General features: G+C 71.0%; 13 protein-coding genes. 9 read left to right on the top strand and 4 right to left on the bottom strand.

The genetic code is table 11. The annotated features are described in order from the left end of the window. The first annotated feature begins 4 nt into the window (after nucleotides 1–4). The 7 genes from PV963_RS32725 to PV963_RS32695 all read left to right on the top strand — a co-directional run bounded on the left by PV963_RS32725 (nucleotide 5) and on the right by PV963_RS32695 (nucleotide 6,838). A complete protein-coding gene (locus tag PV963_RS32725; RefSeq protein WP_020271453.1) occupies nucleotides 5–418 on the top strand; it encodes a roadblock/LC7 domain-containing protein in 414 nt (137 codons plus the stop codon). Between the two features lie 111 nt (nucleotides 419–529). Then, complete coding sequence (locus PV963_RS32720; RefSeq protein WP_053668780.1) at nucleotides 530–925, top strand: DUF742 domain-containing protein; 396 nt, start codon at nucleotides 530–532, stop codon at nucleotides 923–925. Next, entirely contained in the window at nucleotides 906–1,481 is a 576-nt protein-coding gene (locus PV963_RS32715; RefSeq protein WP_020271455.1) for a GTP-binding protein, read from the top strand. The genes PV963_RS32720 and PV963_RS32715 overlap by 20 nt, the downstream gene beginning before the upstream one ends. 377 nt (nucleotides 1,482–1,858) lie before the next feature. Next, complete coding sequence (locus PV963_RS32710) at nucleotides 1,859–5,173, top strand: sensor histidine kinase (RefSeq protein ID WP_274819947.1); 3,315 nt, start codon at nucleotides 1,859–1,861, stop codon at nucleotides 5,171–5,173. Between the two features lie 10 nt (nucleotides 5,174–5,183). Continuing rightward, a complete protein-coding gene (locus PV963_RS32705) occupies nucleotides 5,184–5,597 on the top strand; it encodes a roadblock/LC7 domain-containing protein (RefSeq protein WP_004983065.1) in 414 nt (137 codons plus the stop codon). 94 nt (nucleotides 5,598–5,691) lie between these two features. Beyond that, on the top strand, nucleotides 5,692–6,276 hold the full coding sequence (locus PV963_RS32700) for a DUF742 domain-containing protein (RefSeq protein ID WP_274819945.1): 585 nt from the start codon (nucleotides 5,692–5,694) through the stop codon (nucleotides 6,274–6,276). Further along, nucleotides 6,257–6,838 (top strand): GTP-binding protein, encoded by a 582-nt coding sequence (locus PV963_RS32695; protein ID WP_274819943.1) that lies wholly within the window; start codon nucleotides 6,257–6,259, stop codon nucleotides 6,836–6,838. Before PV963_RS32700 ends, PV963_RS32695 begins: the two co-directional genes overlap by 20 nt. Nucleotides 6,839–6,975: 137 nt before the next feature. Here PV963_RS32695 and PV963_RS32690 read toward each other — a convergent pair whose 3' ends face one another. The 4 genes from PV963_RS32690 to PV963_RS32675 form a co-directional block, all read right to left on the bottom strand. Continuing rightward, on the bottom strand, nucleotides 6,976–7,170 hold the full coding sequence (locus tag PV963_RS32690; protein ID WP_086560316.1) for an acyl-CoA carboxylase subunit epsilon: 195 nt from the start codon (nucleotides 7,168–7,170) through the stop codon (nucleotides 6,976–6,978). 35 nt (nucleotides 7,171–7,205) lie between these two features. After that, entirely contained in the window at nucleotides 7,206–8,789 is a 1,584-nt protein-coding gene (locus tag PV963_RS32685; protein WP_274819939.1) for an acyl-CoA carboxylase subunit beta, read from the bottom strand. Nucleotides 8,790–8,943: 154 nt separating this feature from the next. Then, on the bottom strand, nucleotides 8,944–11,298 hold the full coding sequence (locus PV963_RS32680) for a polysaccharide lyase 8 family protein (RefSeq protein ID WP_274819938.1): 2,355 nt from the start codon (nucleotides 11,296–11,298) through the stop codon (nucleotides 8,944–8,946). A 92-nt stretch (nucleotides 11,299–11,390) separates the two neighbouring features. Continuing rightward, nucleotides 11,391–12,242 carry an SDR family NAD(P)-dependent oxidoreductase gene (locus PV963_RS32675; protein WP_274819937.1) on the bottom strand — a complete coding sequence of 284 codons (852 nt, stop codon included), beginning with the start codon at nucleotides 12,240–12,242 and terminating at the stop codon, nucleotides 11,391–11,393. Nucleotides 12,243–12,607: 365 nt separating this feature from the next. On the opposite strand from PV963_RS32675, the gene hpnR reads away from it, so the two are divergent. Beyond that, a complete protein-coding gene (hpnR, locus tag PV963_RS32670) occupies nucleotides 12,608–14,107 on the top strand; it encodes a hopanoid C-3 methylase HpnR (RefSeq protein WP_274822183.1) in 1,500 nt (499 codons plus the stop codon). A 15-nt stretch (nucleotides 14,108–14,122) separates the two neighbouring features. Next, nucleotides 14,123–15,001: a DMT family transporter gene (locus PV963_RS32665; protein WP_274819935.1), complete on the top strand. Its 879-nt coding sequence runs from the start codon at nucleotides 14,123–14,125 to the stop codon at nucleotides 14,999–15,001. The last annotated feature ends 48 nt before the right edge of the window (nucleotides 15,002–15,049 follow it).

The raw sequence follows: 15,049 nt of genomic DNA, 5'->3' as shown, positions 1-15,049 counted from the left end.
TCCGATGAGCCAGGCGGCACAGAATCTCAACTGGTTGATCACCAACTTCGTGGACAACACCCCAGGGGTGTCCCACACCGTCGTCGTGTCCGCCGACGGACTCCTCCTGGCGATGTCCGAGGGCTTCCCGCGCGACCGCGCGGACCAGCTCGCGGCCGTCGCCTCCGGACTGACGTCCCTGACGGCAGGCGCCTCCCGGATCTTCGAGGGCGGCGACGTGGCGCAGACGGTCGTGGAGATGGAGCGCGGATTCGTCTTCCTCATGTCCGTCTCGGACGGCTCGTCGCTCGCGGTCCTCGCTCATCCCGAATGCGACATCGGCCTCGTCGGCTACGAGATGGCGCTCCTGGTCGACCGCGCGGGCGCGGTCCTCACCCCCGACCTGCGAGCTGAGCTCCAAGGCAGTCTGCTCCATTGATCGGCCCCGGCACCACCCGTCTCACCACATCACCGTCCGGCCGCCACACACCCCACACAGGCCTCGTCAGACGGCTCGACTGACCGACTTGCTGTCCCGCCCGGAGGACCCATGACCCCGCCCCCCGCCTCTCATGATCCGTACGCGGAGCCGTACGAGGACGAGGGCGACCAGCCGCTGGTACGGCCGTACGCCATGACCGGCGGCCGGACCCGGCCGCGTTATCAGCTGGCCATCGAGGCACTGATCAGCACGACCGCCGATCCCGCGGCGCTCATGGGGCTGCTCCCGGAGCACCAGCGCATCTGCCACCTGTGCCGTGAGGTGAAGTCCGTCGCCGAGGTCTCGGCCCTGCTCAACATGCCGCTCGGTGTGGCCCGGATCCTGGTCGCGGACCTCGCGGAGGCCGGTCTCGTCGCGATCCACCAGCCGGGCGGCGACGACGCCACCGGCGCACCGGACGTGACACTGCTCGAAAGGGTGCTCAGTGGACTTCGCAAGCTCTGACGCGGGTCGTTCCACCACCTCCGCGAAGATCGTGGTGGCGGGCGGCTTCGGCGTGGGCAAGACCACGTTCGTCGGCGCCGTCTCGGAGATCAACCCGCTGCGCACGGAGGCCGTGATGACCTCCGCCAGCGCGGGCATCGACGACCTCACGCACACCGGGGACAAGACCACCACCACGGTGGCCATGGACTTCGGCCGTATCACCCTGGACCAGGACCTGATCCTGTACCTCTTCGGTACGCCGGGCCAGGACCGCTTCTGGTTCATGTGGGACGACCTGGTGCGCGGCGCGATCGGTGCCGTCGTCCTGGTGGACACCCGTCGTCTCGCCGACTGCTTCCCCGCGGTCGACTACTTCGAGAACAGCGGCCTGCCGTTCGTCATCGCCCTCAACGGCTTCGACGGCCAGCAGCCCTACACCCCCGACGAGGTGCGGGAAGCTCTCCAGATCGGTCCTGACACCCCGATCATCACGACGGACGCCCGGCACCGGGCCGACGCGAAGAGCGCGCTCATCACGCTGGTCGAGCACGCCCTGATGGCACGGCTGAGGTAGCACCCAATTCTGAAGCGCCATACGGCAGTTGTCGTAGATGCCCTGGAGCCGACTGTGTCCTTTGACACGGTCGGCCAAGGTGTTCATAACGTTTCGGCAGAGGAATCTGGTGGTACGGCCACGCGTCGCGCACATCCGGTCTCGCTGCGCGCACAATCGCCCCGCCTTTTGGCGGGGCTCGCTCTTTATGACCGTTTTATCTGGGGCTTACATCCCTCGGAATCCGCACCCCGGACTGTTTGGAAGAGCGCAGGTCGTCGTGCTGGAATGCCTGAACTGCCCAATAGTCAATGACGTACTCGTCAGTCGATGGCGTACCGGGCTCTGAGAAACTGCGGCACAACGTTGGTGCCGACCGCCGAGAGGTTGTTGGTCGAGTGAGGCGAAGCAAGAACAGTCCCGAGCCGTCGGCCCGGGGCAACTTCACCCCGCCGCCGCGCACAGCGGCGCCCGCCCCCGTGCCCGGTTCGGAGCCATCGGCCGCGCCCGCCCAGAGCGGCGGCCGTCTCTCCCCGCGCAACTGGCGCGTGGCGACCAGACTCAACGCGATCCTGCTCATACCCGTGCTGGTCGGCCTCGTCATGGGCGGCTTCCAGGTCAAGAGCTCGATCGACACCTGGCAGGAGGCCGAGGACGCGGAGAACACCGCGCGTCTGGTGCGGGCCTCCCTGCTGTACGCCAACGCCCTCTACAACGAGCGCGACACCTCCGCGGCGCCCCTGCTGAAGGGCAGCGCCCAGACCGCCCAGGACAAGGCGACCGTCACCCAGGTCCGCAAGGCCACCGACGAGGCGGCCGACGCCTTCGACACCGCGGCCCAGAGCATGCCGGACAAGCCCGGCCTGGAGCGCCGTCTGGACCTGTTCCGCAAGGCGGAGCCCAAGCTGCAGACCCTCCGCCAGGTCGCGTACACCTCCAAGCTCAAGGGCGTACAGACCGAAGAGGGCTACGTCGAGATCGCCCACCCGCTGACGGAGTTCGCCAACGAACTGGGCCTCGGCACCGGCAACATCACCAGCTACGGCCGGACCGTGTACGCCATCGAGCTCACCAAGGCGGCCCTGTCGCTCCAGCGCTCCATCGGCATGCACATCCTGACCAAGCCGGGCCCGGACGACGGCAACCTGGCCAGCCAGCGCATCGCCCTGTCCTCGTACGCCTACCTCGAGCGCATCGCCGTGCAGGAGTACATCGGCGGCGGCACCGAACAGGACGCGGCCAAGCTCGAGGCGGCCGAGGCCAAGCTCAAGACCGACGGTGCCGCGATGGCCCGGGAGGCCAAGGCCAAGAACCCGGACTACGTCGCCCCGCCGTCCAAGCCGGAGACGATGGTCTCGGCCGTCGCGACGCTCCAGACCACGGACCCGAGCGCCCGCGCCGCCCTCGCCGAGAAGGGCATCACCGCCGAGAACTGGTGGGCGGTCAACACGCTCAAGTTCAACGCGTACGAGAAGATCGAGACCGACCTGGCCGACAAGGCCGTGAGCGAAGCCTCCGACATCGCCGACGGCGCCCAGCGCGACGCCTACATCACCGGTGCCGCCGTCGTCGTCGCCCTGCTCCTCGCCTTCATCCTGGCCGGCGCGGTGGCTCGCCAGATGAGCCGCTCGATGCGCCAGCTGCGCAACGCCGCCTTCGGCATCGCCGAGCAGCGCCTGCCGATGCTGGTCGACCAGCTCTCGCGCACCGACCCCGGCCGCGTCGACACCCGTGTCCAGGCCATCCCGATCACCACCACCGACGAGATCGGCGAGGTCGCCCGCGCCTTCGACCAGGTGCACCGCGAGGCCGTCCGGCTGGCCGCCGAGCAGGCCCTGCTGCGGGGCAACATCAACGCGATCTTCACCAACCTCTCGCGCCGCAACCAGTCGCTGATCGAGGGCCAGCTGACCCTGATCACCGACCTGGAGAACAACGAGGCCGACCCGGACCAGCTGGAGAACCTCTTCAAGCTGGACCACCTCGCGACCCGTATGCGCCGCAACGGCGAGAACCTCCTCGTCCTCGCCGGCGAGGAGCCCGGCCGTCGCTGGGACCAGCCGGTGCCGCTGGTCGACGTGCTGCGCGCCGCCTCCTCCGAGGTGGAGCAGTACGAGCGCATCGAGCTGTCCGGTGTCCCCGAGGCCGAGATCCACGGCCGGGCCGTGACCGACCTCGTGCACCTGCTGGCCGAGCTGCTGGAGAACGCGACGACGTTCTCCTCCCCGCAGACCAAGGTCCGCGTCACCGCGACCCGTCTCCCCGACGGCCGCGTGATGATCGAGATCCACGACAAGGGCATCGGCCTGACCGCCGAGGACTTCGCGGACATCAACCACAAGCTGGCCAACCCGCCGACCGTGGACGCCGCGATCTCGCAGCGCATGGGCCTGTTCGTGGTCGGCCGGCTGTCCGACCGGCACGGCATCCGCGTCCAGCTGCGCCCCTCGGGCGAGCAGGCCGGCACGACCTCACTGGTCATGCTGCCCGACGCGATCACCCACGGCGGTGGCGGCGAGCAACACGTGGACCGCGACGAGTTCACCGTCTCGCAGATCATCCCGGAGCAGAACTTCGGCGGCGGCGAGAACTTCAACCAGCAGCCCATGCGCACGGCGGCGGAGCTCGGCTTCGACGACAGCCGCTACTCCGACGTCCCCGACGACATACGCGAGCTGGACCCCGTCGGCCGCTCCCTGATGCGCGAGGAGCGCCGGGCGGCCCTGGAGGCCCAGTCGCACCAGCAGCCCGCCCTGCCCGGCCAGAACGCCCAGGAGCAGGGCGAGACCTCCGGCTACGCCGAGGAGTTCCACGGGCAGCAGGGCTACGACACCGGCCAGGCCTACGACACCGGGCAGACCGGCTACCCGGAGCAGCCCGGCGCGTACGACCGTCAGGCGACGTACGAGGAGCAGCAGGCACCGTACGAGGAGCAGCGGCAGACGGCGTACGAGGAGCCGCAGCGGGCCGCGTACGACGAGCAGTACTACGCGCCGAACGGCGGTCTGCCGCAGAACGACACCTTCTCGCCGAACGGCGGCTACCCGGAGCCCTCCTCCTATGCGGAGCCGGCCCAGGAGGAGCCCTCGGCGCCGGGTGCGGGCGGGTCCGGCGGCTTCGCCGCCTTCGAGCAGCGGCGCTACCAGGACGACTGGCCCCAGCAGGACGGTTACCAGAACGGCTACCCGAGCCAGTACCCTTCTCAGGCCCAGGAAACGGAATCTGCGCAGGCCGCTGACGCGAGTGAGCAGGACCGCGTAGGCTTCGACCGTCCGGGACCGGCCCACTCCGCCGCACCCTCGCTGACCGACGCCGGGCTTCCCCGCCGCGGGTCCGCCGCGAGCGGTGCGAACGGTGCGGGCGGCGCCCGGCACGCGAGCCAGGAGCCTCCGGCCTCCACCCCGGAGAGCAACGGCGACAGCGACTGGCGCTCGGCGAACGACGAGCGGTGGCAGCAGGCCTCGCAGCTCCGGAAGCCCAAGGCGGGCGGGGTCACCTCCTCCGGCCTGCCGAGGCGGGTGCCCAAGGCCAACCTGATCGAGGGTTCCGCCGAGAGCACTCCCCAGGGGGGCCCACAGGTCTCCCGCGCCCCGGAGGACGTCCGGGGCAGGCTGAGCAACCTGCGTCGCGGCGTACAGCGCGGCCGCAACGCAGGCAGTGAAACGAACGGCCAGGGCTTCGGTCCTGACAGCACCTACAACCAGGAGCGTTAGTGTGAGCCCGATGAGCCAGGCGGCACAGAACCTGAACTGGTTGATCACCAACTTCGTGGACAACACCCCGGGGGTGTCCCACACGGTGGTGGTCTCCGCCGACGGACTCCTTCTGGCGATGTCCGAAGGCTTCCCCCGCGACCGCGCCGACCAGCTCGCGGCCGTCGCCTCCGGTCTGACGTCTCTGACGGCAGGCGCCTCCCGGATCTTCGAGGGTGGAAGCGTCAATCAGACGGTTGTGGAGATGGAGCGGGGATTCCTCTTCATCATGTCCATCTCCGACGGCTCGTCGCTCGCAGTTCTCGCACATCCGGAGGCGGACATCGGCCTCATCGGATACGAGATGGCGCTGCTGGTTGACCGAGCCGGTACGGTCCTGACACCGGACCTTCGTGCAGAGCTCCAGGGGAGCCTGCTCAACTAACGGACGGACGGTGCGTTTTGGCGTCCCGTGGCCGTAAGGTTTCGGGACGCGGCTCCACAGCGATGGGTGCCAGGCACAGTCGGAGGAGGAGAAAGTGGCAACACCCCCAGGCGGTTCGTCTTCGGGCAACTGGTCGTACGGCCCTGCCCAGAGCCAGGGCGACGGTGGGCAGAACCCGAACCGTTACAACTTCCCCTCCGCACCGAGCCACCGGCAGCCGTACGCGCCACAGGGCCCCGGCCCGTCGCCGTACGACCAGCCACCGGCCCCGCGCATCCAGCCCGTGCAGCCGCAGCGCCGCACCCCCGAGCCGGCGCCCGGCGGGGCGTCGAACAATCACAACCCGTTGGTGCGTCCGTACGCCATGACCGGTGGCCGGACCCGCCCGCGTTACCAGCTCGCCATCGAGGCGCTGGTGCACACCACCGCGCAGCCGCACCAGATGCAGGGCCAGTTGCCCGAGCATCAGCGGATCTGCAACCTCTGCCGGGAAATCAAGTCGGTCGCCGAGATCTCGGCGCTCCTCACGATCCCTCTCGGCGTGGCCAGGATCCTCGTCGCCGACTTGGCGGAGGCGGGACTGGTCGCCATCCATCAGCCCGGCGGCGACGAGAACGCCGGCGGCCAGCCAGACGTGACACTGCTCGAAAGGGTGCTCAGTGGACTTCGCAAGCTCTAGCGGAGGGCCTTCCCGCTCCACCACGTCCGCGAAGATCGTGGTGGCTGGCGGCTTCGGCGTGGGCAAGACCACGTTCGTCGGCGCCGTCTCGGAGATCAATCCGCTGCGCACAGAGGCCGTCATGACGTCCGCTTCGGCGGGCATCGACGACCTCACCCACCCCGGGGACAAGACGACCACGACGGTCGCCATGGACTTCGGCCGTATCACCCTGGACCAGGACCTGATCCTGTACCTCTTCGGTACGCCGGGCCAGGACCGCTTCTGGTTCATGTGGGACGACCTGGTGCGCGGCGCCATCGGCGCGATCGTGCTGGTCGACACGAGGCGGCTCGCCGACTGCTTCCCCGCGGTCGACTACTTCGAGAACAGCGGCCTGCCCTTCGTCATCGCCCTCAACGGCTTCGACGGCCAGCAGCCGTACACGCCCGACGAGGTCCGGGAAGCACTCCAGATCGGTCCTGACACCCCGATCATCACGACGGACGCCCGCCACCGGGCCGACGCGAAGTCGGCGCTGATCACGCTGGTCGAGCACGCCCTGATGGCACGGCTGCGTTAGTTCTCTTGCTGTGGACAGCCCCTGGCGGCCTCAGGGCCGCCAGGGGCTGTCGTATGCCGGGTGCGGGTCGTGTGTGGCTTCTCGCGCCCCCAAAAAAGAAGGCCCCTCCATGAGGGGCCTTCTTTCTGGTTCTGGGGTCAGCGCCAGCTGTGCGGGGCGCGGAAGCCCGGCTCGCGCTCCAGGCGGCGCCATCCGGCCTTCACGCGGCCGCGGTGGGTCGGGGTCGGGTCCGTGGGGCGGGCGGCGGCGCGGGCCAGGAGGATCGCTGTGATGGCGGCGACTTCCTCGGGCTCGGCGTGGCCCTTCTCGACGCGGATATCAGGAATGTCCATGGGTGTCAGTCTCCGTGGATGAGATGTCCGCCGGGTTACTGCGGAGGGTTGCCGTGTTTGCGGGAGGGCAGGTCGGCGTGCTTGGTCTGGAGCATCGCGAGGGACTTGATCAGCACCTCGCGGGTTTCCGCGGGGTCGATGACGTCGTCGACCAGGCCGCGCTCGGCCGCGTAGTAGGGGTGCATCAGCTCGGACTTGTACTCCTTGACCATGCGGGCCCGCATGGCCTCGGGGTCCTCGGCGTCGGCGATCTGGCGGCGGAAGATGACGTTGGCCGCGCCTTCCGCGCCCATGACGGCGATCTCGTTGGTCGGCCAGGCGTAGGTGAGGTCGGCGCCGATGGACTGGCTGTCCATGACGATGTACGCACCTCCGTAGGCCTTCCGCAGGATCAGCGAGATCCTCGGCACGGTCGCGTTGCAGTAGGCGTAGAGGAGCTTCGCGCCGTGCCGGATGATGCCACCGTGCTCCTGGTCGACGCCCGGCAGGAAGCCGGGGACGTCCAGAAGAGTGACGATCGGGATGTTGAAGGCGTCGCACATCTGGACGAAGCGGGCCGCCTTCTCGGAGGCCTCGATGTCCAGGACACCGGCGAGCACCTGGGGCTGGTTGGCGATGATGCCGACGACCTGGCCGTCCATCCGGCCCAGCGCGCAGATGATGTTCCGCGCCCAGCGCTCGTGGACCTCCAGGTAGTCGCCGTCGTCGACGATCTCCTCGATGACCTTGGCCATGTCGTACGGCCGGTTGCCGTCCGCCGGGACCAGGTCCAGGAGGACGTCGCTGCGGCGGTCGGCGGGGTCCGTCGACTCGGAGCGGGGCGGGTTCTCGCGGTTGTTCTGCGGCAGCAGGGACAGGAGGTAGCGGACCTCCGCGATGCAGGTCTCTTCGTCGTCGTAGGCGAAGTGGCAGACGCCGGACGTCTCGGCGTGCACGTCCGCGCCGCCCAGGCCGTTCTGCGTGATCTCCTCACCGGTGACCGCCTTGACGACGTCCGGGCCGGTGATGAACATCTGCGAGGTGTCGCGGACCATGAACACGAAGTCGGTGAGGGCCGGGCTGTAGGCGGCGCCGCCCGCGCACGGGCCCAGCATCACCGAGATCTGCGGGATGACCCCGCTCGCCTTGGTGTTGCGCTGGAAGATGCCGCCGTAGCCCGCGAGCGCCGAGACGCCCTCCTGGATGCGGGCGCCCGCACCGTCGTTCAGCGACACCAGCGGGGCACCGGCCGCGATGGCCATGTCCATGATCTTGTGGATCTTCGTGGCGTGGGCCTCGCCCAGGGCGCCGCCGAAGATGCGGAAGTCATGGGCGTAGACGAAGACCGTCCGGCCCTCCACCGTGCCCCAGCCGGTGATCACACCGTCGGTGTACGGCTTCTTGGCCTCCAGGCCGAAACCCGTGGCCCGGTGCCGGCGCAGCTGCTCGACCTCGCGGAAGGAATCCGGGTCGAGGAGAAGTTCGATGCGCTCCCGCGCGGTCAGCTTGCCCTTGGCGTGCTGCGCCTTGGTCGCCTTCTCGCTCGGTCCGGCCACCGCCTGCGCACGGATCTCGTGCAGTTCGGCCACGCGTCCGCGCGCGTCGGTCGGCTCACCCGGCGCCTCATCCAAAACGGTCATGTAGCGACCTTACGAACACAAGCAAGGAATGCGAGCCGTCGACTCCTCACAGTCTCCGGCGTGTTTTCCTGGTACCCCTGAACAGAACCATGGCGGAGTGCAGCCCTTCTGACTGCTCAGGGGGCGTGTGGCTTGGAGGGGTCGAACAAAGCCGTCAGCCGAGAGTCATCTCACAGACGTGTGTGGCGCATGCCTTCCCCGGGGTGACGCGCAGGCGCAGACGGCGGCCTGTGGAGAGTACTTCGACCGTCTCGTCCGCGTGGCCGACCCGGCGCACCGGGCGGTTCCAAGTGATCTCCAGTGGTTCACCCGTGCGGGGCGGTTCGCTCAGCCAGAGGGTGGCGGTACGGCCTCGGCGGACGGTCAGCACGCTCGCTCCGGCGGAGGCGGTGAGCGGGCCCGCCGTGCCGGCCTGCCAGAAGTTGGCGGCCGTGAGGCCGAGGGAGGGCACGCTGACCGCCTGGCGGCCGGTGTCGTTGGCGAGGACCGCCATCCAATGGCGGTCGGCGGCGCGGCGCGCGACCGTGCGGCGAGACGCTCCGGGCATGAGGACGTAGGCGTAAGTGGCGTCCCGCGGGTCGGTTCCGTGGTCCAGCCAGAGGGTCTGCCAGCGGCGGGTGCGCCGCTGAGGTGTGCTGCCGGTGTTGATGTCGGACCAGGCGCCGGTGCGGTCCTCGCGCAGCACCTTCGGCTCGCCGTCGAGCAGGACCCAGCCGCCGTGGTCCTCCAGGTGGGCCCAGCCCGGGCCCTGTACGAAGGTCTGGGTGCCGGACGCGCCGAGGTTGCGGTTGTCGACGATCGTCTCCACCGGGACGCCGTCGGCGCAGGTGATCCCGGCGCCCAGGCAGATCACCGCGTCCGCGACGCAGAACCAGGACTTGCGGGCCTGGAGGGTGGAGCCGAGGCCCTTGAGGTGCTGGCCGAGCGCCGCGTACTCGCCGTCGGTGGTGCCGCCGACCCAGCGCGCGTCCGGGCGGGCCGTGCCCCACTCACCGCCTTCCCGGTCGGCGAGGCGCTTGGTGGAGACGGTGGTGCCGGGCAGGCGGTACCAGTCGACGGTCGGCCAGAACCAGTCCGTGTACTGGTCGCTCGCGCCGGCCCACCAATAGACCATCCCGGCGCCCGTGTGCCAGCCGCGTGGGTTCTCGCCGTTGCCGCACTCGTAGTGGGCGATGCGGTTGCTGGCCATGGCGATGTTCACGGTGAAGCCGGGACGGCGGTGGACGGCGCGGTCCATGGCGGCGAAGAGGCGGTGACCGGTGGGCTCGGGTGCGGCCGGGACGGGCGAGGCGGCGATCGCGTGCAGGCGGGCCAGGTCGGCGACGCCGAACTGGCGTGCCGTCAGGATCGGGGTGACCGTGTCCCGTTCGATCCAGCCCTTGATCCGGGCGTGCCAGCGGTCGCGTTCCGCCGGGCTCGCGCCGGCCGCGAGGAGCGCGATCGCCGCGATGAGCTGCCCGCCGTGGAAGTGATCGCCGCGCATGACCTTGCGGTCGTCGGCGGTGCGGTGACCGCGGCTGATGGCCCGGCCGTTGACGCTGTCCATGACCAGGCCGTCGTGGATGAGCGGTGCGTAGGCGTGCTCGACGCTGTCGAGGACGATCTGCCGGTCGGGGTCGGTGACCGCCCAGTCGGATCCGGCGAGCAGGGCGAAGAGGCGGCCGAGGCCGTCGAGCATGACCTGGCCGTACGTGCCGGAGTAGGCGACCCAGGTGTGCTGGACGAAGGAGCCGTCGGCGTAGAGGCCGTCGCCCCGGGTGACGTACGGGAAGACCGGGGAGAGCGCGTCGCGGGCGAGGGCGATCCTGGCCGGGTCGCGGCCGAGGATGCCGCGCAGGGCGACGGAGCGGCACAGGTCGACGCGGTTGGCGCCGGTGGACGTGCCGGAGTAGTCGCCGAGGGCCGAGTCGGGGACGAAGTGGTCGACGGCGGCGCAGGCGGCCTGGACGCGGGCGCCGCCCAGCTGGTCGTACAGGGCGGCCGTGATGTCGGTGAGCAGGCGCGGGCTGCCGATCTGCCATTCCCACCAGTTGCCGTAGCGGGTGGTGGAGGGGTTGTAGACGGTGGCGGAGAGGTGGTCGAGGCCGCGCAGGATGCCGGCGAGGAGGTCCGGGTCGGCGGTCGAGCCGGTGCCCTGCTGGACGTAGGCCTGGGTCATGGTCCACAGGCGGCCGTAGCTCATGGTGATGCCGGCCGGCGGGTCGAAGGGGTGACCGGGCCAGAGGGAGTCCGCCGCCGGGGCCATGGCGGAGTGCAGGCCGCGGGCGAGTTCGCCGGTCTCCGCGAGGCGGGAGGCGTACGGCTGCGCGGCCGGGTCGTAGCCGGTGCCGAGGGCGATGCCGAGCCAGCGCCGGCGGAGGGTCTCGTACGGGTCGGCGCCGCGGGGCCTGGGCGTCGCGCCGCCGGTCGCCGCCAGGGCCGCGGCGGCGAGCAGGAGGGCACGGCGGCTGGGGCGGGGGGCGGACGCCTTGGCCGTGCGGCGGGAGAAGACGCGACGCTGGGGAGTCATGCCCATGCCCTACCACGGGGAGGCGGTCACCTGAACGGAGGATCCGGCCTCAGTGACCGCAACGGCGGAAGGTGTCCGGCGGGGAGAGTGGGTCAGCCGAAGCGGTTCAGCAGGCGTCTGAACACCCTCGGTGCCAGGGCGCGGAAGCGGTCCGGGAGGGCCAGCCAGGCGGGGACGTAGACCTGGTCGCGGTCCTCGCGTACGGCCTTCCAGACGGCGCCGGCGACGCAGCCGGGCGAGATCTTCCGGGGGTGGGAGCGGTCGTAGGGCCTGCCGCGGCGGGCGAAGAAGGCCGTGTCGACGGGGCCCGCCACCACGAGGGTCACGCCCACGCCCGTGCCGCGCAGTTCCTGGCGCAGCGCCTCGGCGAAGGCGGCCAGGGCGGCCTTGGCGGCGGAGTACACCGCTTCCTCCCGTACCCCCACGCAGCCCGCGATCGATCCGATCAGCACCACCCGGCCCCGCCCGGCCGCGATCATGGAGGGCAGCACCTCGCGCACGAGGTGGAGCGTGGCGTTGAGGTCGAGGGTCAGCACCCGGTCGATGTCGGTGTGCGGCATGGCGGCGAACGGGCCCGCCCAGCCGATGCCCGCCCCGGCGACCAGGACGTCGACCCGGCCGGTCGTGTGCAGCGCGGACTGGGCCAGCAGGCGCGGGCCGTCCGGGGCGGCAAGGTTGGCGGGCAGCACCACGGCCGATGTGCCGGACGCCGTCTGCTCCAGGCGGTGCCGGTCGCGCCCGGAGAGCAGCAACTGCCAGCCGTCCATGGCGAATCGCCGTGCCGTGGCCGCCCCGATGCCCGAGGAGGCCCCGGTGACGAGGGCCACGCGCCGGTCCAACCGCCGCGGCGGCCCGTGCAGGGCCACCGGGGAAGGGGCCGCGGGACGGCGTGGGGCGGCGCCCGCCGGTGGGTCGTAGGCCGAGCCGGAGCCGGTGAGTGTCATCGGTCGGTCTCCCTGCGCTGTACGTCCGCCGTGGTCTCGGCTGTCTCCGTGCCGGTTCCGGGGAACGGAACCTCGTCTGTCTCCATGCCGGTCCCTTGAAACGGAACCTTCTCTTCCAGGACACCGCCACCGCGGGGTCCCGCGCCAGTGCTGGGGTCGTTCCGGCGGGCCGGGCTGACCCGGCCCGGCGTGCGCCGTGCCGTGGGCGCTCCGCGGGCCGGGCCCCCGCGCACCGGATGCGACAGGACCACCCCTGCGTGCCGCCCGGTGCGGCCAGGCGGCGGTATGGGCGCTACCCGGACCATCCGCGCCGGGTTACGAAGGGGGCACCCGTGCCCGGTACGGACCCCCATGACGAGGTGACCATGCGTGTGCTGCTCGTCCATCCCAGCGCCCTGATGTACTCCGAGATCTTCCTGCGACTGGAACCTCTGGGCCTCGAACGGGTGGCGGGCGCGGCCCGCGAGGCCGGTCACGAGGTGCGGGTCGTGGACCTTCAGGTGCTCGGCCACGGGACGCTGCGCGGCGAGGTGCGGTCCTTCCGGCCGGAGGCCCTCGGCATCTCGCTGAACTACCTGGCGAACGTCCCGGAGGCGATCGAACTCGCCGCGGAGGTCAAGCGGGCGGTGCCGGACTGCTTCGTGTTCCTGGGCGGGCACAGCGTCTCCTTCGTCGCCGAGGACGTGCTGGAGCAGGCCGAGGGGGCGGTCGACGCGGTGGTGCGCGGCGAGGGCGAACCCGCGATCGGGCCGCTGCTCGAGGCGGTACGCGACGGGGGCGTGGCGGACGTGCCCGGCATCGTCACCGCGGCCGGCCGGGGTCCCGCGCCGCTGATGCTGCACGGCATCGACGCGCCGCTGCCCGCGCGGGATCTGATGCGCGCCCGCCGGCGGTACTTCATCGGCGAGCTGGACCCGTGCGCCTCCATCGAGTTCACGCGCGGCTGTCCGTGGGACTGCTCGTTCTGCTCGGCGTGGACGTTCTACGGCCGCAGCTACCGCAAGGCCTCGCCCGAGGCGGCCGCCGAGGACCTGGCGAACATCCGGGAACCGAACGTCTTCATCGTCGACGACGTGGCCTTCATCCGGCCCGAGCACGGCGACGCCATCGCCGCGGAGGTGGAACGGCGCGGCATCCGCAAGCGCTACTACCTGGAGACCCGCAGCGACGTCCTGCTGCGCCACCCCGAGGTCTTCGAGCGGTGGGCCCGGCTGGGGCTGAAGTACATGTTCCTGGGGATGGAGGCCATCGACGCGGAGGGCCTGGAGCTGTACCGCAAGCGGGTCAGCCCCGACGAGAACGTCCGCGCCCTTCGGACGGCCCGCCGCCTCGGCATCAAGGTCGCCGTCAACCTGATCGTGGATCCGTCCTGGGACGAGGAACGCTTCCGGGTGGTCCGGGAGTTCGCGCTGGCGGTGCCGGAGATCGTGCACTTCACGGTGATGACGCCGTACCCCGGCACGGAGATCTGGCACACCGAGTCGCGGCGCCTGACCACCCGTGACTACCGCCTCTTCGACATCCAGCACGCCGTCGTGCCCACCACGCTCCCCCTGGAGCGCTTCTACGAGGAGCTGGTGCGCACCCAGGCCGTCATCAACCGCAAGCACCTGGGCCTGCGCACCGCCGTGGGCGCGGCCCGGGTGCTGACCCGCAACCTGCTGCGCGGCCAGACGAACTTCGCCCGCATGCTGTGGAAGTTCAACCAGGTCTACAACCCGCGCCGGCAGTTCGCCGACCACGGCCGGCCGGTGCGCTACGAACTGCCCCTGCCGCAGCACCTCGACGTCGGGGACCGGCGGGCGCTCTACATCCACACCCGGGGTGCGACACAGGACGCGCCGTCCCGGCGGACGAACGACTAGCTCCCCGCGCCCGGCATGCCGATCGCGGTCCTGGCCTCCCTCGCCGCCGGCGTCTGTTTCGCCGTGGCCGGGGTGCTCCAGCAGTGGGCCGCGGGCGGACGCCCGGACACGGAGGCGCTGTCGCCGCGCCTGCTGGCTCATCTGGCCCGCGATCCCGTATGGCTGGGCGGCATCGCACTGGCCGTGCTCGCCTACGGCTTCCAGTCGCTGGCGCTGGCGTACGGGCCGCTCAGTCTGGTGCAGCCGCTGATCGTCGCCGAGCTGGTCTTCGCCGTACCGCTGTCGGCGCGGCTGCACCGGATGCGGCTGGGGTTTCGCGAGTGGTTCGGCACGCTCGCGGTGGCGGCCGGGCTGGCGCTGGCCCTGGTCTCGGCCCGGCCGCACGGCGGCCGGCCGGGCGGGGCGGACCTGCTGTCCTGGCTGCTGGTGCTGGGCGCGACGGCCGCGCTGGTGTGCTGCGCGCTGGCGACGGCACGGTTGCTGTCCGGCCCCTGGCGGGCCTCGGCGACGGCGCTGGCGGCCGGGGCTGTGATGGGCACCCAGTCCGTCCTCCTCGCGGCGACGGTGGACCGCCTGCGCCACGGCCTGCTCGCGGCGCTGACCGCCTGGCAGACCTACGCCCTGATCCTCGCCAGCATCGGCGGCCTGCTCCTCATCCAGAGCGCCTTCCAGCGGGGCCCGCTCGCGGCGAGCATGACGGTTCTGGACGCGACGGAGCCGGTGGTCGCAGTGACGGTGGGCACGGCGGTCTTCGGCGAGACGATCCACGCGGGGTGGCCGGTGTCGGCCGTGACGGTGACGGGGCTGGTGCTGGTGGGGGCGGGCATCGTGAGTCTGGACTCGTCGCCGGTGATCGCGGCGTTGCGGGGGCGGGGGGCCGGGGAGCGGCGGTGAGGTCGGGGCGGGGCAAGGACGACCCTCCAGTGGCACGACTGCCCGCAG

The organism is Streptomyces coeruleorubidus (assembly GCF_028885415.1).
GTDB classification, from domain to species: Bacteria; Actinomycetota; Actinomycetes; order Streptomycetales; family Streptomycetaceae; genus Streptomyces; species Streptomyces coeruleorubidus_A.
Note: the sequence above shows the minus strand (reverse complement) of the source record. Positions and strands in the feature narration are given on the sequence as shown.